Below are 22,483 nucleotides of genomic sequence, written 5' to 3' on the forward strand. Positions count from 1 at the left end.
GGCGGGGGGCGGCGCCGGCCCGCCCGCGCGCCGGGCGGCGCCCGCCCCGGCGGGGGGCCGGGCCCCCCCCGCCGGCGGGGGCCCCCCGGGGGGGGGGGGGGGCGCCTGCGGGCGCACGGCGCGGGACATGATCTCCGGGCGGTCGAGCACGTGCGCGCGCTCGCCGATGCCGCGCGCCGAGGACACGACCGCGGCGGCCCGCACGGATTGATGCCGGCGCTGGACATCCTCCAGGCGCAGCGTCTCGAGCATCTGCGCCTCGTCGGCCGACGTCGCCATCGCGTCGGTCAGCTCGGTGTCGAGCCCGACCTGGTTCGGCTGGCTCCGCAGCGCGGCCAACTGGGCGCGGGCGCGGCGCAGCGCCTCGGCGTCGGCGGCCATGCGCGCCGCCTGCTCGCGGCGCAGGCGCTCGGCCTCCATCTGCTCGCGGCGGCGCTGCTGCGCCAACTCGTTCGCGCGCCGTTGCGCTTCGCTCTGGATGTCGCCGGTGCGGCGCTCGACGTCGCGCGGCGTGGCCGCCTCGTCGACGGGGATCAGAAGCCGCTGGTCCAGCGGATCCACCGGCGCCGGCGGTGCAGGCGGCGCGGTCAGGAACAGGCCGGCGAGCAGCACGGCCGACAGCACGAGCCCTGCCAGCAGGGGCCAGTTGGGAAGCAGCGCTCCGAGCGGCTTGCGGACGTCCTTCCAGGACGGCGACGCCATGGCTACGGGCCCTCCAGCTCGCGGCGGCGGCGCCAATAGAGATGACGGGGACGGCCGTTGGGACCATCCACCACGATCGCGCCACGCTCGACGACCCCGTCGAGGCGGTACAGGAAGCGGTCGAGACCCTCGGCGCGCAGGGTCCGGCCGGTCTCGGCATCGACGAACACCGGGTCCGGCGCGAGCAGCCGCCAGTAGGTGTAGTCGCCGTCGTGCCAGCCCCCCAGATGCCAGAAGGGGCCCGTATAGGGGGGCATCTCCGGATCGGTCATCAGCGAGAACTGGACCCGCGACGGGTAGTCGGCGCGCAGCTCCGCGAGGCCGGCCTCGATCCCCAGCGCCGCTTCGGCGAGGCGGTCGCCGGCGGACCGGCGGGCGTAGTCGCGGGCGCGCTCCGCGGCAGCCAGCTCCGACTCGAGCGCCTGAATCTCGTCCCCGGACACGAACTGCGCGTCGAGCGGAGGGACATCGGCCGCCGGGGGCCGAGCCCCTTGCGCGCGCGCCTCCGGCCGTCCGGCCGCCAGCGCCGCGCGCGACGGGACGAGGCTCACGTATCGAATCCGGGCCGGCGCGGGGCCGGCCGGCCCGTCGCCGAGCGCGGCGGCCGGCGAGGGCGGACGAATGACCGGGCCGACGCCGTCGCCCGGAGGCAACACTCCCGGCTCAATCGCCTCCGGCTCCGGACCCGGCGCCGGCGCGGGGTCGTCGAAACCGGGCACGACCGGCGCCGGCGCGACCGGCGAAGCTGCGCCGGCATCCTCGGCCGCCGCCTCATCGGCGTCCGGGTCCGGCGATCCGGTCTGCCCGCGCGCGGCCTCGGGGGGGCGGGCGGCAGGCGCGGCCGCACCGGCCGGGTCGGGCCCAACCGGGGCGGCGGGCCCGCCCGCCGCCGCACGTTCCCGCCTCGGCGGCGCGAAGCCGGCCATATCGGGCGGCGGAGGCAGCGCGTCGAAGGCGCCGTGCCGCCGGATGGCTTCGACCGGGTCGGCCAGCAACGCGCCGACCGGCAGCTCGCCCGAGACGATCAGCCCGGTCATCCGCGCCTCGACGTCGGCCGGCATCATCGCGAAGATGCGCCGCACGAGCCACGACTCGGGGCCGATGTAGGCCCGGCCGGTGCGCTCGACGCCCCAGACGCCGGTGATCTCCTGCAGATCGACCTGCAGCAGCTCGCCGTTGGCGAAGACCACCGTCAGGTTCGTGCGGGCCTGCGCCTCGCCCGGCTGCACCACGACCAGCGAGCTGAGCTGCGTCACCCGCCATCGGGTGGCGTCCCCCGGAAAGACCTGCGCGATGCGCCAGGCCGGAGGAAACATGATCGTCAGGTCGTGAAAGACCCGCGCACGAAGGACGTAGCCGATGTTGCCGGCGACCGGCACCGCGAACACGGCGTTTCCGAGCCGCTGGCGCACGTCGAAGGCGGTATCGACCGCGTCGAGCAGCGCCGGGTCGGGCGCGTCGCCGGGGAGCATTCCGGCGACCGTTTCGAGCGCGCCGCCGAGCAGCTCGGAAGCCTCCTGCCGCAGGGCGGCGGCCCGGCCCCCCTGCGCGGCGGCCGACGCCGACTGCAGGGCCAGCGCCGCGGCGAGAATCAGGCGAAGCGACAAATCCCTGGTCGGAAACATCGGTGCTCACCCCGAGGCCACAGCCCTAGAAGACCTTCGACAGGACGATCGAGCCGCCGACGCCGGAGGCGACGAGCCACCCGAACAGCTTCGGGTGCCGGCGGAACCAGTTGCGCGAGGCGCGGGTCGGTATCCACGCCGGCGGCCTTCCGGCGGGCGGCAACCCCTGCTCGACGATCTCCGGCAGGATCCCGAGCGGGGGCACGTCCCAGAGGAACCACTCCCCGCGGGCGCCGTGCAACTGCGCGAAGCCCGCCCCGACGACATGGTCGATGACGTACAGGCCCGCGGGGCTCAGCTCCACGTTGACCAGCACCGGCTCCTCGCCCTCGATGCCGCTCAGCGTGTAGATGGCGGGCGACTCCTGCGCGCTCGATCGCAGATACGTGAACTGGCCGTCGGTCCAGATCTGGGTGATGAACAGCGGCGCCTCCTGAATCTCGGGCGTCAGGCGGTAGCGGAACTGGAGGCGGCGGGGATACGCCTGCAGGAACTCGGTGAACCGGCGCTCGGCCAGCTCCTCGACCGTGCGCAGCTGCCGTTGGGCGTCCGCCTCGACGCGCCGCTGATCGGCCTCTGCCGCGCCGATGCGGCGCCGCAGCTCGGTGACCCGCTCGGCCGGCGCGAAGTCGAGCGCGAACGGCTGGTCGAAGCTCCTCACCAGGCCGGCGCCCACGTCGCCGTCTGACAGCGCGCGCTCCGGCTCCCAGAGGATCGTCAGGACCTCGTCGGGGCGATGGACTTCGGTCGAGAACAGATCGAAACTGTAGGCCCGGTTCCGGTCGGTGACCAGCGACAGCTGGGTGCGCCGGTTGGGCGCCATCGCCTTGACGTAGGCGACGTTGTCCGCCCCTCGCACGTCGAAGAACAGCGAATCGCCGACGACATAGTCGACGATGCGCTCGTCGGCTGGCAGCAGCAGCACGGTGTGCCGCAGCAGCGCCGTGAGCACGGTGATCGAGCGGTCGGCCGGATGGACGATCTGGCGAATGGGCGCCGCCTGGGCGAACGGCGTCAGGTCCGGCCAGTCCCCCGGGAGACCCTCGTCGGCGCCGCCCGTGCCGCCCTGGCCTGCGAGCCGGGCCAGCTCGGCCTGGATGTCGGCGAGGACGTTGTCGAGCTCGGGGTTCGACGCCGCGGCGGGCGCGCCGGCCGGCTGCGCCGTTGCATCGGCCGGCAACGGCGGCGTCGGCTGCGCCGCGGCCCAGGCGGGGAACAGGACGCACGCGGCGACCCGGGCGCAGCACCTCACGCCAGCACCGCCTGCTTCATGACGTCCTCGCCCGGCTCGCGCAGACCCGCGGCCAGGCGCGTGAGCGCCCCCTCGAGGCCGTACGCCGCGACCATCCTGGCGCGCACGGCGGCGTCGGTCGGCGACGACGTGTAGAGCCAGTAGCTCTCGGGATCCACCCCGAGCCGCAGGACGACCTGCTCCCGGGCGCGGTGCAGGTAGATCTCCTGCTTCGGCTGGAGCGTGCGGACGGTCTCGAACTGGGCATCGGTGAGCGACAGCGTATCGGCGGCCGAGCGCGGAAAGTCCGGATTGGCGAGGAAGAGCTTCGTCGGCAGCATCTCCAGCAGCGCGCGCGCCGCGTCGTTCGACGCCACGTCGACGACGCTCTGCGTGGCCAGGATCAGCACGGCGTTGCGCTTGCGCCACGTCTTGGCCGCCTCCATCAGCGCGGCCAGCACCGACGGGTCGGCGAGGTAGCGCCACGCCTCGTCGACAACCATCAGCTTGAGGCGGCCGATCTCCTTCTCGTCGTCGATCACCAAGCGCAGCCGCTCGAAGAGGTACGACAGCGCCGCCGCGCACCAGTCCTCGTGCTCCTGCGCTCCGGCCAGGTCGATGACCTGCCAGCGGTCGCGGGCCAGATCGACCGGCCGCGGCGGGCCGTCGAAGGTCGACGCCCACGCCCCCTCGCCGACCCAGCGGCCGAGCGCCGGCCACATCTCCTTGTCGAGCAGCTTGACCACGGCCGACAGGGTCCGTTCCTCGCGCGGCAGCCGGTAGACGTCCTCGATGCGCCGGCGGATGTCCTCCAGCTCGGCCGACTGCACGGGGTAGTCGCCGAGCTCGAGCAGGCGCCGGAGCCAGCCGGTGAGGAACTGCGTCGTGCGCTCGCCCGGCTCCAGACCGAGCGGCTGCAGCCCCGCCGCGGCCGGGTCGACCTCGGCGCTCATGCCGAGGTAGGAGCCCTCGACGAACTCGGTGATCCAGCGATAGGACCCGCCCAGGTCCAGGATGACCACCCGCGGGTCGTACTGCAGCGCCTGGGTGAGCAGGAAGTTCAGCAGGAACGACTTGCCGGACCCGGTGGCGCCGAGCACGAGGGTGTGGCCGACGTCCTTGCCGCCGAACAGGTCGTAGTCGTAGAGGCTCGACCAGCGGGTCTCGAAGCGCGTCAGGGGCGGCGCGTCCAGGTGCTTGCAGCGCTCGTACCCGCTGACCGGACCGAACAGCGGGGCCATCGTGGCGACCTGTCCGGCCGACACGAACAGGGGCCGCGCGAACGGCGCGGCCTTCTGGCCCGGCCAGCGCTGGAACCAGACCGAGGGCTGCCCGTAGCGCTCCTTGACGGCCTTGCCGTCGAGCTCGGTGATGACGCGCTGGATCTGCGCGCCGACCTCGTCGAGCTCGGTCGCCGAATCGACCGCCAGCGAGAACGACAGCGCGAAGTCGCCGTAGGGCACCCCCACGGTCTCCAGCTCCAGCATCGCCCGGTGAAGCTGCTCGACGGCGGCGCCCGACGAGGCGTCCTCGACCGCCATCTGCGTCCCCTCGGTGTCGGTAATCGCGGCCAGGAACGACCAGCGCATCGTGTTGTAGTGCTTCTGCACCGAGCGGATGCGCCTGGCCGCCTCGTAGCGCTCGACCGGGCGCCACTCGAGGACGCCGCACAGGTCGACGGGCAGCGAGTAGAGCTCGCCCAGCGCGTTGGCGGCGCTCGCCTGCGGGGGCAGGGCCAGCGAGTACAGGCCCACGATCTTGTCGCCCACCAGCATGTGGTTGCGCTCGAAGACGAGCGTCTCGTCGGCCAGGCGCCAGCTCAGCCCGTAGCGCGGATTGCGCGACAGCGGTGCATACGCGCCCTGCGCCTGATTGACGATGCGGTGCAGCAGGCGGGTGATCGCGTTTCCCTCGAGCGTGCGCACGGGGGTCAGGTCCGAGACCTGGGCGACGAGCGCTTGGTAGCGGGTGCGCGCCGCCGCGACCGCGTCCGCCATCAGCTCGCGCACGTAGAACGTCAGGTGCTCCTGGCGCGTGCGCTCCCGCAGCCACCGGCGCGCGTAGGCCATCCACCAGCGCGCGTGGTCCTCGCGGAAGCTGCTCCGCAGCTTCGGGTCGAAGGCGACGACGAGATAGACGTCCATCTGCCGCGTGTTGCGGGAAACGAACGCCGCGCGCTTGCGCTGCGCGAGCCCGGCCAGATCGTCCCGGCCGGCGAAGTCGCCCGCGAGCGGCGGTTCCGGGCGCTGGAAGACGAAGAACGCCCGGTGCGGCGCTTCGACCGCGGCCAGCAGGCGCTGCCACGCCTGCGTGACCTGATCGAGGTCCTCGGCCGACTTGCCGTCGACGCCGGCCGGCGTCACCTGCGCGAACAGGAGCAGCAGGCCGTCGGTCGTAAGGACGATGTCGGGAGCCATGAAGCCCCAGTAGGGGAGACGGTCGACGAGCGACGCTTCGCTCGGAGAGAACATGCCCATCTGCGCCCTCTAGGAACCCGAGGTTGCGTGCCCGCCGCCGCCCAGCAGTTCGATCAGCTCCAGCAGCCGGCTGCGCCAGCCCGCCGGAACCTGGCGCTTCGGCTCGAAGAAGCGCTTGCGCATGTCGTCCATCGCGGCCAGTTGCTCCTGCGAGTCGACGACGAAGCCGCCGAGAACGCTCGGCACCCGGGCGGGGTCGTACCACGCGGCGGGGAGCCGCGACGCGTTGCGCAGCACCGAGAAGAACTGCGGGTCGTGCTTGCTCAGGCGCCTGAAGAACCAGTAGAGCGTCGCGGTGATCGCGATGCCGATCCAGATCGACATGCCCTGCCACAGCACCATGAAGCAGACCACCAGGATGCCGATCAGCCGGCGGTCCACCCCGGCCATTTCCGCGGGCTTGCACAGCACGTGGAAGCCCTCCCAGCGTTGCTGACCGACGAGCAGCCGGCGCGCCATGACGCCCTACACGCAGCCGGTGACGGTTCCGGCGCCGGTGCCGCCGGCGCCGACCCCGCCGCCGAGGTTGAGCCAAGTCAGGAAGTTGACCGCGCCCAGGACCATGCCGGCCCCGAAGATCAGCGACGCGATGGCCGACTTGGAGCCGCCTTCGCCAAAAGCGAAGAGCAAACCGCCGACGACGACCGCGACGATCGCCAGCGACCGCCCGATGACGCCGCCGAATGCCTGACAGATCACCTGGATGCCGTCCGTCCACGGGTTTGCGCCCGTGCCGGTGCCGGCGCTGGCCTGCACGAGCTCCGGCAGGAGCACGAAGCCGACCGCCAGCAGCAGCGTGGTCCACGGACCCATTGCGGGCCACGCCGCCGACAACACGCCCAGGAAGGCACCGGGCACCAGGACGCAACGCACGAGAGGACCTACGTTCAACGCAACGGGAAACATCGGCTCACCCCCTTCAGGGCCGCCCGGCCCTGACGACAGGAGAAGACTAGGACTCGTAGTCCTCGGCCTCCTCGCGCCGCAGCGCCTCGGACAGCGCCTCGTCACCGGCCCGGCCTTCCCGGATGGTCCGATCCAGCACGCTGATCCGCGATCCGACATCGCCCAGCGACAGGGAGCGCGCGAGCTGGTAGACGCCGAAAACGGTCAGCAGGTACACGCTCGCCAGCGACACGACGACGTGGTAGCCGTAGAGGTCCATGACCAGGCCCCAGTAGCCGGTCAGGTAGCCGAGCTCGTAGGAGACGAATACGCCTCCCGGCACGAGGATCACGATCGACAGTCCGAGCGAGACCTGCCACGGCTGCACGACTGCATCACCTTCGGAAAGACGCGGGCACTCGACCGCCTCCTATCGTGCGTTTGGGCACCGCCCGCCGGCGGCCGCGGCACGGACCGCTCCCGCCGCTGCCGCACGCAGCCCGCGCGCCAGCGCCGCCGAATGCTCCCGCGGCCCGTTCGAACGCCATCACCTTCCTCCTCCCCAGTCGAGCGGGAACTCCACGTCCTTGTTCAACGTCCCGTAGCGCTTCCGCCCGCGCTCGCCCCGGAAGCCCTGCAAGCCGTAGACACGGAACCCGGCCTCCCGCTTCTGGGCCATCTGGCGGCTCGTGTACTTGCCGGTGGCGACCTCGATGCCTCGCACCGTGCGGGTTCCGTCGGGGTACTCGAGCTCGACCAGAGCATCGGGCAGGGGAACGCCTTCGGCGAACACCCGCAAGCCTATCGACTGGGCGGATCGCGCCCGCTCCCGGCGCGCCTCGGCCGGACCGCCCCGGCGCCGGCCGGCGTCGTCGGCGGCGGCCAGGAATCCGCGCAGCTCCGACTCGAGGCGCACCCGGCGGATGCGCGCACCCGAGGCGAGCGCGGGCTCGGCGTCCTGAAGCACCGCCTCGACCACGTTGTGGTCGTGCTCGAGCTGGCGCGCGTCGCCCATGCCCTGCCAGAGGCGCTGCTCCTGCTCGAGAAGCGGGTCCGCCCGCGCATCCGCGGCCGCGCGGCGCTTCCGGAGGCGGCGGGCGGCAAGGTCGCGCCCCGTGCCCGAGAGCGCGAACACCTGGTAGCCGTAGCGGCCCCGCTCGACGGTGTGCACGTCGACGAGGCCCCGCTTCCGCAGCGACGCCAACGTGCGGTTGGCCGCGAACGGGTGTCCGTCGAAGCAGCGTTCGACGACCGAGCGGCGCGAAGCGACCCGGAAGACGCCGAGCAGGACGAGGACGTCGTCCTCGCGCTCCTGGCGGCTGCGCCGGGCGACGTCGCGACGGTCGCCCCGGCTCCCGCGGTGGCGCGGGCCGCGCGGATCGCGCAGCTCGTTCACCGGACGGCGCGGATCGCCATCCAGCCGCGGCGGCCGCGGAATCTCCGGCAGCGACGGCGCCGCCGCGCGTCGTCGACGCACTTCGTCGACGACGGCGCGCGCGTCCCAGCGATGAAACAGCGCCACGGCGGATCTCTACCGCCCCGGTCCTACCGGCCCCGCGTCCCGCCCGGCGCGGAGCGCTCGACCACGCGCGCGAAGGCGGACGAGCCGATGCGGAACGCCGCCCAGTCGTCGGCCACCGCCGGGCGGCTGCGCAGCGCCTCGAGCACGGCGGCCGGCGCGTCGGGTCCCTGGCGCGCGGTCTGCAGAAGGACGGTGCCGTGCATGCCTAGGGCGGCGCGTGCGGCGGGCCGGCCACCGGCGTCAGCCGGCCGCGCCACCGCGGCACGGTCCGGCACGCCGCCGCCCTGCCGCGGGTGCGCCGGGCTGCCTCCCGCCAGGGCCGAAGGCGAGCCCCCGGCACCGGCGGGCTTGCGCGCTCGCGTGGCCGCCGTGCCGTCTCCGGTCGCGCCAGCCGTTCCCTGCTCGGCACCGGCAACCGGGACGGCCTCGCCGCCATCCTGCGCCGTCGCCTGCGGGCGCGACCCGGCGCCGCCCCGCCGCCTTTTCCCGCGGCCGCGCGGCGGCGCGGCCCGGCTCGGCGGCGCCGGTGCGCCGGCACCGTCCCGGGCATCCGCGCGCCGGTCCGCGGGCTGTTCCAGCGCGGCGCCGTCGCCGCTCTGCCACCGGGCGCGCTGCCGCGTCCAGTCCTGATCCACCGTCAGGAACGGAGCGGGGAAGTGGCGCCGTAGCGCCACGTAGCGCGCCCGCAGCGTAGGCACCCAGCGGGACGCCTCGGCGGGCGGCAGGATCTGTTCGAGCAGATCCGGATCGACCGCCTGCACGAGCAGCGCGTTGATGTACACCCCAGGGTCGAGACCGCTGAACAGCGTCCGAAGGTCGTCGAGGGGCGCGCCGCCGCCGAGGAGAATCTCGACCATGTCGGCGCCGGCGGGGAGGCAGATGTCGGGCTCCGGCACGTGGGCAACCGCCTGAACGACCGGCGACAACGATACCGAAGCGAAGATCGCACGAGGCCCCGGCGCGACGAACGAAGAAGCTTTCGCGCCGGCTCGGCGGCACGCGCCCAGTGCGCCGGAGCCGAACCCTCCCGGTGTCTCCAACACCCCGCTCAATGGGTTTGCCGGTAGCGAGAGGGTCGTGCTGACACTCTGCGAAGCGTGCAAACGCGTGCTTCTGGCACTTACCGTAACGGCGGGCAAAAGGGGATCATCCGTCGCCGTTTCCTTCCCGTGAAACAAGGCTGCAACGCATTCCCGGCCCGAAGTCCGATTTCCGGTTCAGCACCCGATGCGCGGCCGCAGGAGCGGTCCGGTCGAGCCGCCGACACAGACTGAGACCCGAATCAACCGTCGAGATTCCAGGCACGCGAGTCCCCGCGGGAGCCTGCGAAGCGGGCGACTTCGCGGGACCCCGCGACCCGCGCCCATCCGCCCCTCAGCGCCCTGCAGCCAGGGTGCGAAGACCGATCGGACGACCCCGAGGAAACCGATGGAAGGAAGGAGAGGGGGAACTCGCCAACCGCGAGTTCCCCTGAAGGGAATTCGGCGCTACCGCGCGGGACTGTTCTCGTCGGCCTGCGACGCCTGGTCCCGGCCGGCGGTGTCCTGGGTCCGGGAACTGTCCCGCCCCGGCGTGCCGGCGGCGGCGCCGGCGGGCAGGGCCGCCCGGTCGGGCACCCCGCCCCGGTGCTCCTGGGGCTGCTCGCCCGCCTGACGCTCGGCGCGCATCTGGGCGCGGGCCCGGCGCGCCGCCTCCTGGGCGGAGCCCCCGGGCACCGGGTTGCCCTGTTCGTCCACCCGGGCCGGCGCGCGGTCGCGCTGCTGCTCGCGGTTGCGCTCCTGCGACACCCGCCTGGCGTTGAAGTAGCTCTCGCACGACTGGACGTCGCGGCCGACGGCGGCCAGCCCGCCGGGCGCCTCGAGCGTCTGCGCCCAGGTCTCGACCATCTTCTTGTGATGGGTCGACGCGGGCGGCACGTAGGTGGCGCAGTGGCCGGTGACCTCGGTCATGCCGGCATAGGTCGCCGCCAGTTCCGCCTTGGCGAACTCGGCCGAGTACGGCCGCTTGCTCTCCGCCAGCTTGTAGGCCTCGATCCGGTCCTCGGCGGCCTGGTCGACCTCGTTGCGCGCCTCGGCGTCCGCCGCGCGCGCGTGCGCCTCGCGGTAGAGGTGGGCGTGCGCGCTCGCCACCGCCAGCTGCGTGTACTTCTCGTGGACGTCGGCGAACGCCTCGTCCTTCGGCACGTTGATCGTGGCTTCTCCCTCGGGCCCGACCGAGAACTCGATCTTCTTCAGGTCCTCGACGTCCCTGTTGACGACGGTGCCGCGCGCCGCCTCCTTGTCGAGGACGCGGTCCATGGCGTACTCGATGTTGCAGATCGCGCGCTCCTCGTCGTCCGGCTCGCGCACCTCGGCGCCGGCCGCCTTGCACTTCTCGGCGAAGCGGCGGTTGCCCTCCTCGATCGCCCAGTCCCGCGACATCGGCTGCGAGCGCTCCGGCATGCTCTGGATGTCGAAGTCCGACAGGTGGTAGGCGGGGTAGGTGCGCCGCGCCTCGTAGGTGTCGGGCGCCCGGTTCCGGTCCTCGTCGTAGATCGGATCGCCCTTCTTCACTGGGCCCAACTCGCCGCGCGCGTTGTAGCCCTCGCCGTCCTGCTGGTGCACCGACTGCACCTGGCTGGCGAAGTTGCTGCGGACCTGAACCGGCTGCGGGCGGTCGCCGGTGACTGGGTTGCGGCCGCGCAGGGCGCGGCCCCGCTCGCCGAGCGCCTCCTTCAGCCTCGCGGCCCCGTTGAGCGTCCCGTAGCGGGAGTCCGGAGAATCGCGCTGCGCGCAGTCGCGCCGCAGCACCATGCCGGTCGCCCCCATGTAGCGCTTCCCGGACTTGAACTCCGGCGTGCCGTCGTCGTTCTGCCGCCCGGTGGCGTTGAGAATCGCGCACGGCGGCAGCATGTCGTCCTCGCGCTGGTTCGGCGCGACGCCCGCCCGAAGATCCGCCGCGAAGTCCTTTCCGTACTGGTCGTACAGGACGTCCGCGGTCAGATCGTCGGATCGCGGCCGCCGCGGGAACCCTGTTCGTCTGGCCATGAGACCCTCCCGGAGAATGAAGCGGTGAACAGGCGCCGGGACCGCCCCGGCGACGCGAGAAAGCTACCGACGGTGAAGACGGGGACGAGCATCCGAGGCCGCCCCCAACGACCTACCGGGAGATCTCCGGCCCCCGCTCCGGCTCCGGCCCCGCGGTCCTCCCGCCGGCAGGCGCGGCCCGGTCCGGAACCCCGCCGCCGCGGGTCGGTGGTTCCGGGGCCGTGGGCGATTCGCCGGCCTCCGCTTCGGCCAGCGCCCGGCAGAGCCACGTGTCGGCGCGCTTGAGCGCCATCCGGTCCCGCTTGTCCAGGCCGTCGCCCGAGGACGGACAGCTCTCCCGGCAGTGCGGGGCCGCCGCCTCGGCGAGGCGGGCCGCCGCGAAGCGCGACGCCAACTCGCGCTCGCGCGGGTACGCGGCGCGATGGGCATCGGCGCCCGCATGGCCGGCCACCAGACGCAGCGACTCCACCGTGCACGCGCGGCCGGCCGGCTGGGCGGCGCTCACGGCCCCGGCCGTCTCGCGATCGCGACGCTGCGGGTGCCCGGACGCCAGCCAGAGCGCCTCGTAGACCTGACGATGCAGCTCGGTCAGCCGGGACCGCGGCTGCGCGGCGTCGGCCGCCCGCGCCGGGACGACGAGACGGTCCTCGGGCCCGCCGGCCCGCGCATCGCGCTGCGCCTCTGGCGGACGCGCGTCGGCCACGTAGCCGACCTGCCCGCCCGCCGGTCCGTCAACGCGAAGCCCCGCCGTCTCGGCCGCCTCCAGGACCGTCTGCAGCCGATCGACCAGGTCGCGCCGCTGCTGTTCCGAGTCACGCACCGCGGCGCGAACCTCGGGAAGCAGCGCCCCCACGCGCTGCGCATCGACGCCGGCACGGCGGGCCAGCAGCTCGTCGACCCGGTCCGACTGCGCCAGCGTCCGCCCGGGCGCCACCCAGGCGCCGTCGGCGTCACCGGGAAGCTCGCGAATCTCGCGCGAGCAGGCGCGTGCCGTCATCAGTTCCGCGAAGTGCTCGACCTGCCGGCCGTAGTAGACGGCGGCGTCCCGCGGATACCGGTTGTAGAACCGATCCGCCGCCGCCACCGCCTTGGCCGCCTCCGCCTCGGCCGGCGCCGGAGACGGGTCCGGGGACGGCTCGAACGGCCGAAGGGTCTCCTCGAGGGCGAAGCCGACCTCCCGGAAGAAGTCCCGGCAGTCGTCCTCCGAGAGCGGCGCCAGGCGGAGCCGGCCGTCCACGAGCGGCTCAGACGAGGTCACGTGCACGGTGACCTCGCCGTCGGCCGCCGCCACCGACCACGACGCCGGGAGCCGCAGCTCGATCCCGCCCCTGGGCGGATCGACCAGCTCGGGACGGGCGACATCGGCCGCGAACCGGACCGCGCGGCCCCGCTCGGCGAGCGCGCCGATGGTCTCGGCGACCCACTGCCCGGGCGCCGGAACCTGGTCCTCGAGCCCGTCCAGCGGCCACTCGGGCGGCGAGCCGGGCATCGTCCCCGTGCCGCCGAGGCGGCCGTCGAGCGCACGCACGGCCTCGAAGACCGCCAACTCCGCATCGGCCGCCGAGGGGCGCGCGCCGGCCGCCAGCGACAAGCTGCGCACGCCGTCGATCGCGGCGGCCATCGCCCGGTCGAAGCGCGCCCCCGCCCCCGCCGGGCGCACAGCGAGGGGCGACGCGGGGTCGAGCACCTCGATCGCGCGGTTGAGGTTCGGATACGCCTCGTCGATCAGCGCCAACTTGTCGGGAGCCGCCTGCTGGCGCGCCGGGTCGAGTCCCACCGCGGTATGGGCGCGGCTGCGGAACCGGGTGACCTCGCACCACGCCCAGTGCGACTCGGCGTGATCGTGCACGGCGCGCAGCAGAGTCAGGCCCTGTTCGACGGGGCCGCCTCCCGAGAGCACGCGTTGCGCGATCGCGCGCCGGTCGGCGTTCCAGCCGCGCTCGACGTCCTGTGACGCGGCGGGGTCGCGCCTGCAGAGCGCGCGGTGATCCGACTCGCGGCGGTCCAGCAGCCGCCGCGCGTGATCGCCCGGGTCCGGATAGCCGCGGTGGCCCGCAACCCGCTCGTGCATCCCCAGCAGCACGGACAGCACCGCCGGATCGAAGTGCACCTGCCGCAACGTCACGTGCAGGTATGGCGGCTCCGCCTCCCGGAGCAGACGCCTTTCGAGCGACTCGCGCGCCTCGGGCAGCTTGACGTCGACGGCCGCGACCTTGTCGCCCTCGCCGGCGGCGTCCCGCGCCTCCTTCGCGTCGAAGTAGATCTGCTGCGAGACCCGGCGCGGACGCTCGACCACCACCCAGCCCGTGATGGGCTCTTCGGTATCCACGGCCCGGCCGGCCCGATGCTCGACCCGCTCGCCCGGCCGCGCGGCGGCCCGGGCCGCCGTCTCGGTGGCGTGCGCGCCGCCGCGAAGCACCTCCGGCGTGACGACGACCCAGCCGGACACGATGTCGCGCGGAATCTCGCGCGGCACGGCCCGGACCTGGTCACCGGGGCCGGCCTGCCGCCGGGCCGCTTCCTGCGTCCCGAAGACGCGCGACACGCTGGCCTCGCGCTCGTAGACGAGCCACCCGGCGGGACGGCCCGCCGCCTTGCTTCCCCGGAAGCGGCGCAGGATGTCGCCCGGATGCGCCTCGCGCTTCGCCTCGGCCTCGGTCTCGTAGCGCCCCCGCACCCGCTCGGGACGGAAGACGACCCACCCGGTCCCGACCTGCGGACCCTCGGCCGCGTACAGCGCCCGGTACCACTCGGGCGGACGTCCCACCGACTCGCGGTAGTAGGCCACCAAGTCGGGATTCGGACGCCGCGCCAGGAACGGCCCGCGCAGCGCGCGCACCGCCTCGACTCCTTCGGCCAGCGCCTGCACCGCCGCGCGCCGCCTCCATCTCCCGCAGATCTCGCGGACGACCCGCTGGCGCTGCTCCGGGTCCGCGTCCTCGCGCAGATAGGCCGCCCTGCCGTCGCTGACCCAGATCGAGTGCTGCGGCATGCGATGCCGCCGCTCCTCGAGCGGATCCCCGTGCCAGGGGGCCCGCGGCTCGCTGCGCCCGGCCTCGCGGATCCGGCCCGGCTCGAGCGCCAGCGGATCGACGGCGCGATCCTCGATGTCGCGCGCATCGAGCTCCTCGGCGATCTCCTCGGCGCGGGCCGCTGTCTCGTCCTCCGCCGCCTGCTGCTCGTCGGGGTCCTGGACCAGGTCCGGCCATCCGAAGGTCCTCGCCTCCAACGAACGCCCCGCGGCGTCCTCGACCAGCCGGGAACCCGGACCGCGACCGCCGGACGACGCGCCGCGCTTCGCCATCGCGTACGCCTCCTCTCGGGAGCGGGCTCCGGGAACGGAGCCGCCTCGCCACCGGAAAACCTAGCCAACGCTCAGCGGCACGCGGGGGACGAGGAGACCGCAAGCCCGGCGACCGGCCGCGCGATGGCGGCCGGCCGCCGGGGCCGGGCCTCATGGCGAGACGATCGGGTCAGGCGGCGGGGACCGGCGCGCCGGGAGTAGGCGGCGCGGATCCCGCGGCCGGGGGCGGCTGCTCGCCCACGTCGCCGCCCCGTATCAGCGCTTCCTCGTCCAGCGTCAGGCTCGCGTCGAGCCTCACTTCGCCGCGCGAGGCGTGCTCCTCCTCCATCTCCGCTTCCAGCTCCTCGTCACTCGGACCGAGCTCGGTGTCGAACTCGGCGAGGGCCGGATCGCCCGGCTGCGCGAACAGCAGCTTCATCGCCTGCTCGGTGCTCATCTCAGGCAGGTCCGGCGTGGGGGGCAGATCCCAATCCCGGCGCTGCTGCTCGGTCGTCGCGACCTGGTAGGCCGAGGCCATCGCCGCGTCGTACTCCTCGCGAGTGAGCGGAAAGACCACCGAGATCAATCGGTGCTCGAACTGCAAGGTCTCGTGCTCCACGGCACCCTCTCCTCCCGCCGGCTCACGACCCGGCATCACCAAGAACCGGACAGGGTTGCCGGCGCGGGGCGGCCGGCAACCCAGGACGCGTAAGGGTAGGAACGCGAAACCGCGCCGAGGATGCCCCTGCGCGATCGCCCGCCAGGCTCAGCGGGACATCGAATCGCCCGGCCGGTCGATCGCGGGACCACGCCCTGCGGCCGCCTCCGCGCCGCCCCGGGTGCCGGCCGCCCGGTCGGGCACGCCGCCCGCATGACCCGGCGCGGCGGCGTCCGCAGGGAGCGACGAGGCGGGCGACGCACCGTAGCGGGCGGGACGCTGTCCCCGGTCGAGGGCCCGAGCCTGATCCACCGTCATCGTGGGCGGGGGAGCGCCGACCTTGCGCGCCGCCTTGGTGACGGTCAGGCACGCGTAGTAGTAGGGGGAGTGCTTCGGCGCAATCCCCGCCGCCGCCGCCATGACCGGCGAGCGCCGCTCCGCGAGCTCGCGGACCAGCCGGTCGGCCGCGGCCCCGGACTCCAGTGCGCGGCACACCGTGCGCCAGTCCGCCTCGGATTGCGAGAAGTGGTCGCCGCGTCCGGACACGCCGCCCCCGGGACGGCTCCGCGATTCCGGCCTTGAACGGCCCGCCTCGTGCTCCAGCGCCGCGTGCCTGGCCGGAGGCAGCTCCTCGACCGGCACGGCCTCCGGGTTGCGGCCCGCGCCCGCGGCCCGCCGGCGCTCGGCCGCGTAGGCCGACACGCGGCGCCAGGACTCGTAGTCCCCCGCGATCGAACGAAGCTCCGCCCGATCGAACACCCGGTGGGCCACCTCCGGCCGGACGAGCAGCATCAGCGCCTGCATCTGATCCGGCGCCACCGCCTTCGCCACCGGCAGCCGGTAGAGCTGCGGCACCCTCGTCGCCGCCACCAGCGGCGGGGCGGTCGTGTAGGCCGGCTTCCGATTGACGAAGCCCGGCACGCGCAGGATGCGCGCGACGTCTACCGCGCCGGGGTCCCCGCCGTAGCGCTCGGCCAGGGCCGTGTTGTAGGCGACCACGCGGGCGGCGGCGCCCGCATCGTCCGGCGCCCCCCAGTACTGGTCATCCAGCTCCCAGTAGAGGTGGTACTTCGGCGGGGTCGACGAGCTGCGCAGCACGTGCGTCGGCGCGGGCAGATAGTCCGCCTTGACGTCCTCGGCGAGCCGCTCGAGGGCGGCGGGCCCGCCCGCATCCAGATCGGCGTGCAGGAACGCGAAGCGCGACACGAAACGCGCCTCCGCCCCGTAGACCGGCCGGCCCCGCTCGTCGGGCAGCCGGCGCACCGGATGGACGCCGCAGTAGACGTCCCAGCCCTGGAGGTTCTTCTCGCCCAGCCACATCAGGCGGCCCCGCTGCCGGCCGGCCCTGGTGACCTCGGCGCGCTCCAGATACGTCGTCCGGATCTGGCGGTAGTCCGCCGCCCCCGGACAGCGGTGGTTGATGATCTGGATCTTCAGCACGTCGTCCGACTCGTAGAGGTCCTCGAGCCACGACTGCGCCATCTCGAAATCGAGTTCCATGATCAGGGCACGCGCGCGGACAGACCGCGCCGGCAGCGTACCGACGGCGCCGACGCGGAGCGCGCTGCTACGCCGTTGGGCGTCGCCACCGCCACACGCTGTCCACACGGGAGTACGGCTCGCGATGGGATGATGGTGTGGTCGGGCGGAGGCGCGGATTCGGTGCCGGCGGGGCGGAAATGTGCTTGCGCACGCGACGGCCGGCTGCGCGGCCGTCCGATGTCCTTGTTCGAGCCGGCCGACCTGCAATGCGACGCGAACCGCGGCCCCGCCCGGGACGGCGTGCCGCCTGCCGGACCGGCCGGCAGCCAGTTTTGACGGCGCGCGAGACCAGCGAATACTCTGCCCGAGACGGATGCCGACCACGACGACGCAGTTGCCGCGCAAGCCACCATCCGACGCCCACAGGCGACGGCTGCTCGCACATTGGAACGAGCTCGTCGGCGCGCTCCCTCCCGACCTTGCTCACCGCCGCCCGTGCCTGCTCGGGCCCCCGGAGGCATTCTCCGACCAGCCGGCGCCGGCGTCGTACTTCAACGACTGGACGGGCCACGACCCGGCGCGCATGGGACCGTCGAGCATGGCCGTGGCGCGGCGCCTGGCGAGCAGCTGCGCCGGCTGGCCGCGCCGACCGAGCGCGGCCGAGTTCTACACCGCCGTCCACGCTGACAGACCCGACGCGCGGCAACAACTTCTCATCGCCGCTTGGGCGCGGGAAGCCACGTACCTCGACATCATCGACGCGTGGGGCGAGCACGTCTACACGATCCGCGAGCTCGTCGACGCGTTCCACAAGGTCGAGGGCCTCCGCACCTTCACGCGGTTCCGGTGGCTGAACCACATGGCGCTGGTGCCCGAAGCCGACGGAATCCCGCTGTGGAACTGCTGACGCTGCCCGAACCGGCAGCGACGCTGTGGCGAAGGGCCGGTCCGGCGCTCGAGCGCGCCCTCGCGCAGACGGGACGCCCGCCGGCGCGGTGGAGCATCGGCGGCGGCACCATCCTCGCCTGCCGCTGGGGGCACCGCGAGAGCACCGACATCGACCTGACGGCCCCGGCCGGCACCGGGATCGACCGGCTCGACGAGCGGGTCGGCGGCACGCTGCGGGCCGACATGACGGCCGCGGGCGCCGCCGACGTGTCGACCGGCAGGATGCGCCACCGGATCGTGTTCCGCGAGGGGAGCATCGACATCGCGGAGCTGGATCCTCGGCCGGCGGCCGGGCAGGCCGCCGCGCTCATCGAGGGCCGCGAGGTCGGCGTCAAGAGCACGACGCAGATCCTGCGCGGGAAGCTCGAGCGGGCGCTGCGCGAGGAAAGCCCCGCCCGGGACCTGTTCGACGTCGCGGTCGCGCACCACGCGGACCCCGACGCGCTCGCGCAGGCCGCGAACATGCTCGGCGAAGACGAGATCCGCCAGGTCAAGACGCACTGGCGGATCAACGCGCACCGCCTCGGGCACGAAGCCGAGGCGGCACTGGCGAGGGTGAGCCCGGAGTACGAGCCGGAGCGGCGCGACGTGGTCGCGCGGGCCATCGCACGGCTCGAGGACGCACGCTACCAGGCGGTCCGCATTCGCGTAACGCAAGGCGCACTGACCATCGAGACGCGCACGGCGGGGCGGCCCCCGACGACGATCCGCACCGGGCACGACGAGGCGGCCGCCACGCTCGAGCGCACCGGCATGGGCGAGTTCCTCAACCGGCACACCGCCGGCGGCCGCAGGCGCGTCATGCAAGAGGCCGGCGCCGCGAGAGGGCGCGGCGGCACCGAGACCACCATCCTCGACTGGCAAGGGCCGGCCGGCTCCGGCGCTGCCGCCCGCGGTTCCTCGCCCTGATCGGGGATGCCATCGCGGCGCTGCCGCCGCAGGCTCTCTGCCGATCCGTGCCGCACCGCGGCGCCTCCGCGAACCGAGGCTCGCCCGGCCTTGCCGAGCCGCGCCGTATCCGCCGGCCGGCGATTCAGGCGGCTGCGCCTCTCTACAATGACGCCGAAATGACCTCCATGACCTTGGGTAAGCTGCTGGCCGCCCTGCGGCGCGCCAGCGCCGACGTCCACGCGCGATGGGAAGCGTGCACGGTAAGAGCCGAAGTGCGCCAGGCACTCGTGCAGCCGTTCCTGCAGCGTGTCCTCGGCGTCGACGTCTTCGATCCGTTCGCACTCGTCCCGGACTCGGCCGGTTCGACCACGAAGACGAACCTCAAGCACCCGGACGCCAGGGTCGAGTACGCCGTGCGCCGGGGCGGCGCCCCGGTGCTGCTCGTCGCTGTTTTCGCGCGCCGCGATCGCGACGGCCGGAACGAGGCGCTCGATCGGCTGTCGAAATGCCTGGAACAGAGCCAGGCGAAACTGGGGGCGATCACGGACGGACGCACCTGGGAGTGGATCGGAGACCTGCGCGAGGCCGGCCTCGGCGTCAGCGCGTGGGCCCGCACGGTGCTGGAACCGGGCACGCTGCGCCTCCCGGCCGCACAGGCCCTGGCGCCCATGCACCAGGCCAACTGGGACCAGAGGCGGGTCCTGGAACAGGCCGCCCTGGCGATCTACACCGCCCGGGCCCGAAGCGCCCTGATGGAGCTGCTCACCGATCCGTCGGACGAGTTGGTGAAGATGATCGCCGGCATGGTGCACACCGGCCAGAGAACCCCGCGCGTCCTCGACCTGGTCGGCGCCGGGCTGCGGGCGGCCATCGCGTCGATGGACGCCAGGACGCCGCCTCCCGGGCTGATGCCAACGGCGGTTCCGCAACCGCGCCCGAAGCGGCCGGGCCAGACGCTGGCCCTAGAATGCGACGAGCCGGGCTGCCCGGCGCCCACCGACACGCGCAACCAGGCGGACGTGATGCGCTGGGCCCTCGACCGGCTGGCGAGCCGGCCGGGCGCGGACGAGGCCTTCGCCAAGTCCAAGCCGATGACCCGCGACCTCGCGGACCTGCCCGCGACGGTCCGCGCCAACCCGAGCCGCTACTGGTCCGGCAACGGCTGGTACACGTCGATCGTCCGGCCTGCGGCCCGCAAGGCCGCGCTCATCAACGAGCTGGCGCGCGCACTCGACGCGCCCGTCAAGGCACGCGTCGTCGGCGCCGACACGCGCGCCGGGAAGGCATCGGCACGGGCCGCGTAACCGGCGAGCCAATCAACCAGGGAGAGACCGACCATGGAGCAGACAGCGACCGCCGAGCCCACCGCCGGAAGCAGGAGCTTCCGCGTCCGGTACGTCACGACGCTGGACCGGCTGGAGCAGCTGAGCGACGACGAGCGGCGCCGTCTGGCGCCGGTCGCCGAACGCTACGCCTTCCGGCTCAACGACTACTACGCCGGCCTCATCGACTGGTCGGACCCCGAGGATCCGATTCGCCGCCTGGTCGTGCCCGACGAGCGGGAGCTCGCCGACTACGGCGCGCTCGATGCGAGCGACGAGGAGGCGAACACGGTCGCCCGCGGCGTGCAGCACAAGTACGCAGACACCGCGCTGCTGCTGTGCAACGAGGTCTGCGGCGCCTACTGCCGCTACTGCTTCCGCAAGCGGCTGTTCATGAACGACAACGACGAGGCGACCAACGACGTCGCCGACGGCGTCGCCTACATCGCCGCGCATCCCGAGATCACCAACGTCCTGCTCACCGGCGGCGACCCGCTGCTGATGAGCACCCGACGCCTGGCCGAGATCATCGGCCAGCTGGCGCTGATCGACCACGTCCGGATCATCCGCATCGGATCGAAGATGCCGGCGTTCGATCCGTGGCGGCTGCGCCGTGACGCCGAGCTGCAGGCGCTGCTGCGCAAGCACTCGCGCGGACCCCGGCGCATCTACCTGATGGCGCACTTCGACCACCCGCGCGAGCTCACCGGCGAGGCGCTCGCCGAGCTGCAGGCCTTCGCCGACTGCGGCGTGACGATGGTGAACCAGTGCCCGCTCATCCGCGGCATCAACGACGACGCCGAGGTGCTCGGCGAGCTGTACAACCGCCTGAGCTGGGCCGGATGCCCTCCCTACTACCTGTTCCAGGGCCGGCCGACCGCCGGCAACGCGCCCTACGAGGTGCCGCTGGTCGAGGGCTGGCGGATCTTCCAGGCGGCCTTGCGCCACGGGTCCGGGCTGGCGCGGCGCGCCCGCTACGTCATGTCCCACGCGACGGGCAAAATCGAGGTGTCGCTGGTCACCGACGACAGCATCTACCTGCGCTATCACCAGGCGAAGGACCCCACCAACCTCGGCCGGGTGATGCACGCGCGGCGCGACGACCGGGCCGCCTGGATGGACGAGCTCGATTACCGGTTCCAGCCCCTCGTGTAGTCCCGCGCGCCGCGGGCCACGGCCTTGCCGAGCCGCGCTTCCTGGACGCCGCCCGGCTACCCGCACGCGGGGCGCCGACCCGCCTCCCCGCAGCGATCCAGAAGCGCCTCGAGGGCTCTGGCCTCCGCCTCGGTGACCGTCAACCCGTACCGCTGCCGGATGCGCAGCTGGGCGCGCGCGTACCAACAGGCATTGCGCGTAGGCAGCCAGCCGTCGGGGCCGCGGCCTCGACGGCCGTCCGCGAATACGGCCCGTTCGGCATAGACCCAGTTGTCCGGGTCCGAGGCGAACGCCCGGCGCACCAGCGGCGGCGCGGCGCACAGCCCCGCCGCATGCGCCGCCGCGGGCGGGACGACCCGGCCCAGAGCGACCGAGCGCACCGAATCGAACGCCGTGCACGACAGAACCGAGCGGAACGCGTCGCCTCGTGGGGCGGCCGACAGCCTCGGAGACGGCCACGGGCCTGCCGAGGCGTAGTCGCTCCCGTCGTAGGCCGTGCAGGCCGAAGGCTCCCCGATGCGCAAGCCGCGCCAGCTGCGCGGATGAACGAACGCCACCTCCGCCGCCGCGCGCCGTTTCCGCGCAACCTCCCCCGCCGGCGGGGCCGGTTGCCGGTACGCGTTCCGCCAGTCCCGCTCCCCGGCGGGCGGCGGATTCGTCACGCATGCGGCGGCCAACGCGCACACGACGACCGAGGGCACGGCTCTCACGGCAGATCCTCCTCTGGCGAGCCGGACCCGAACAACTCCTCGAGAGCGAACAGGAACGAGCGAACGGCCAGCCCCGCCCGGCCGTAGCCCGACAGGCGCACGATTCCCGCATCGACGCCGCCGGACGCGGGCGACGCCGCGAACTCCTCGGCCAGCGCAAGCTCCCCGGCGACCAGCTCCACCAGCCGCTCGCGGGCCAGCACGCCGTAGTGCCGCTCGAAGTACCGCGCCCGCGACGTGCGCAGCAGATCGCCACAGCGCAACCGGTACGCGACGTCGACTCGCTCGACCACCCCCGCGTCGACCCCCTCGGGAGGAACGGGCCAGTCCTCGGGTTCGAGAACCGCCAGCCGCTCCAGGCAGTCCGCGAACTCCCACGCGATGTCCAGCGGGTCGACCGGATCCTGCAGAGGAGCGGCCGGCGAGCCCCCGGGCGCGGACGGCGCCTCGTAGCGTCCGTCCAGCCAGTTGTAGGCCGCCAGCAGGCAGGACCCGCTCACGACGACGGTCCAGATGGTAGCGGCAAGATGAAAAGGGACCCCGCGGCAATCTGAAAAGGGACCCCC

General features: G+C 73.5%; 18 protein-coding genes and 1 pseudogene. 4 read left to right on the plus strand and 15 right to left on the minus strand.

Annotated elements, in window-relative coordinates:
* A pseudogene (locus F4X11_11185) lies at positions 1–125 on the minus strand (response regulator).
* 85 nt (positions 126–210) lie between these two features.
* On the opposite strand from F4X11_11185, the gene F4X11_11190 reads away from it, so the two are divergent.
* Positions 211–741: a hypothetical protein gene (locus F4X11_11190; protein MYN65577.1), complete on the plus strand. Its 531-nt coding sequence runs from the start codon at positions 211–213 to the stop codon at positions 739–741.
* Here F4X11_11190 and F4X11_11195 read toward each other — a convergent pair.
* The 12 genes from F4X11_11195 to F4X11_11250 all read right to left on the minus strand — a co-directional run bounded on the left by F4X11_11195 (position 705) and on the right by F4X11_11250 (position 16,909).
* Positions 705–2,327: a hypothetical protein gene (locus tag F4X11_11195; protein ID MYN65578.1), complete on the minus strand. Its 1,623-nt coding sequence runs from the start codon at positions 2,325–2,327 to the stop codon at positions 705–707. The genes F4X11_11190 and F4X11_11195 overlap by 37 nt on opposite strands.
* Before the next feature lie 25 nt (positions 2,328–2,352).
* On the minus strand, positions 2,353–4,548 hold the full coding sequence (locus F4X11_11200) for a hypothetical protein (GenBank protein MYN65579.1): 2,196 nt from the start codon (positions 4,546–4,548) through the stop codon (positions 2,353–2,355).
* Entirely contained in the window at positions 3,576–6,029 is a 2,454-nt protein-coding gene (locus F4X11_11205; GenBank protein MYN65580.1) for a type IV secretion system DNA-binding domain-containing protein, read from the minus strand. Before F4X11_11205 ends, F4X11_11200 begins: the two co-directional genes overlap by 973 nt.
* A gap of 15 nt (positions 6,030–6,044) precedes the next feature.
* Entirely contained in the window at positions 6,045–6,494 is a 450-nt protein-coding gene (locus F4X11_11210; protein ID MYN65581.1) for a hypothetical protein, read from the minus strand.
* Positions 6,495–6,500: 6 nt separating this feature from the next.
* Positions 6,501–7,100, minus strand: a complete 600-nt coding sequence (locus F4X11_11215; protein MYN65582.1) for a TrbC/VirB2 family protein — start codon at positions 7,098–7,100, stop codon at positions 6,501–6,503.
* Positions 6,988–7,308, minus strand: a complete 321-nt coding sequence (locus tag F4X11_11220) for a hypothetical protein (protein MYN65583.1) — start codon at positions 7,306–7,308, stop codon at positions 6,988–6,990. Before F4X11_11220 ends, F4X11_11215 begins: the two co-directional genes overlap by 113 nt.
* Positions 7,309–7,467: 159 nt before the next feature.
* A complete protein-coding gene (locus F4X11_11225) occupies positions 7,468–8,442 on the minus strand; it encodes a hypothetical protein (GenBank protein MYN65584.1) in 975 nt (324 codons plus the stop codon).
* Positions 8,443–8,465: 23 nt separating this feature from the next.
* Positions 8,466–9,338 carry a hypothetical protein gene (locus F4X11_11230; protein ID MYN65585.1) on the minus strand — a complete coding sequence of 291 codons (873 nt, stop codon included), beginning with the start codon at positions 9,336–9,338 and terminating at the stop codon, positions 8,466–8,468.
* A 591-nt stretch (positions 9,339–9,929) separates the two neighbouring features.
* Complete coding sequence (locus tag F4X11_11235; GenBank protein ID MYN65586.1) at positions 9,930–11,468, minus strand: hypothetical protein; 1,539 nt, start codon at positions 11,466–11,468, stop codon at positions 9,930–9,932.
* Positions 11,469–11,580: 112 nt separating this feature from the next.
* A complete protein-coding gene (locus tag F4X11_11240) occupies positions 11,581–14,772 on the minus strand; it encodes a hypothetical protein (GenBank protein ID MYN65587.1) in 3,192 nt (1,063 codons plus the stop codon).
* A 169-nt stretch (positions 14,773–14,941) separates the two neighbouring features.
* A complete protein-coding gene (locus F4X11_11245; protein MYN65588.1) occupies positions 14,942–15,370 on the minus strand; it encodes a hypothetical protein in 429 nt (142 codons plus the stop codon).
* A 147-nt stretch (positions 15,371–15,517) separates the two neighbouring features.
* Positions 15,518–16,909: a hypothetical protein gene (locus F4X11_11250; protein MYN65589.1), complete on the minus strand. Its 1,392-nt coding sequence runs from the start codon at positions 16,907–16,909 to the stop codon at positions 15,518–15,520.
* Positions 16,910–17,614: 705 nt separating this feature from the next.
* Here F4X11_11250 and F4X11_11255 point away from each other — a divergent pair.
* The 3 genes from F4X11_11255 (at position 17,615) to F4X11_11265 (ending at position 21,207) form a co-directional block, all read left to right on the plus strand.
* A complete protein-coding gene (locus F4X11_11255; protein ID MYN65590.1) occupies positions 17,615–18,748 on the plus strand; it encodes a nucleotidyl transferase AbiEii/AbiGii toxin family protein in 1,134 nt (377 codons plus the stop codon).
* Positions 18,749–18,915: 167 nt separating this feature from the next.
* Positions 18,916–20,034, plus strand: coding sequence for a hypothetical protein (locus F4X11_11260; protein ID MYN65591.1), 1,119 nt, complete (start codon positions 18,916–18,918; stop codon positions 20,032–20,034).
* A gap of 33 nt (positions 20,035–20,067) precedes the next feature.
* Positions 20,068–21,207 (plus strand): 4Fe-4S cluster-binding domain-containing protein, encoded by a 1,140-nt coding sequence (locus F4X11_11265; protein ID MYN65592.1) that lies wholly within the window; start codon positions 20,068–20,070, stop codon positions 21,205–21,207.
* 56 nt (positions 21,208–21,263) lie between these two features.
* Here F4X11_11265 and F4X11_11270 read toward each other — a convergent pair whose 3' ends face one another.
* Both F4X11_11270 and F4X11_11275 read right to left on the minus strand, forming a co-directional pair.
* On the minus strand, positions 21,264–21,917 hold the full coding sequence (locus F4X11_11270) for a hypothetical protein (GenBank protein ID MYN65593.1): 654 nt from the start codon (positions 21,915–21,917) through the stop codon (positions 21,264–21,266).
* Complete coding sequence (locus F4X11_11275) at positions 21,914–22,417, minus strand: hypothetical protein (GenBank protein ID MYN65594.1); 504 nt, start codon at positions 22,415–22,417, stop codon at positions 21,914–21,916. The genes F4X11_11270 and F4X11_11275 overlap by 4 nt, the downstream gene beginning before the upstream one ends.
* Positions 22,418–22,483: the final 66 nt, after the last annotated feature.

It is taken from the genome of Acidobacteriota bacterium, from assembly GCA_009861545.1.
Classification (GTDB): domain Bacteria; phylum Acidobacteriota; class Vicinamibacteria; order Vicinamibacterales; family UBA8438; genus WTFV01.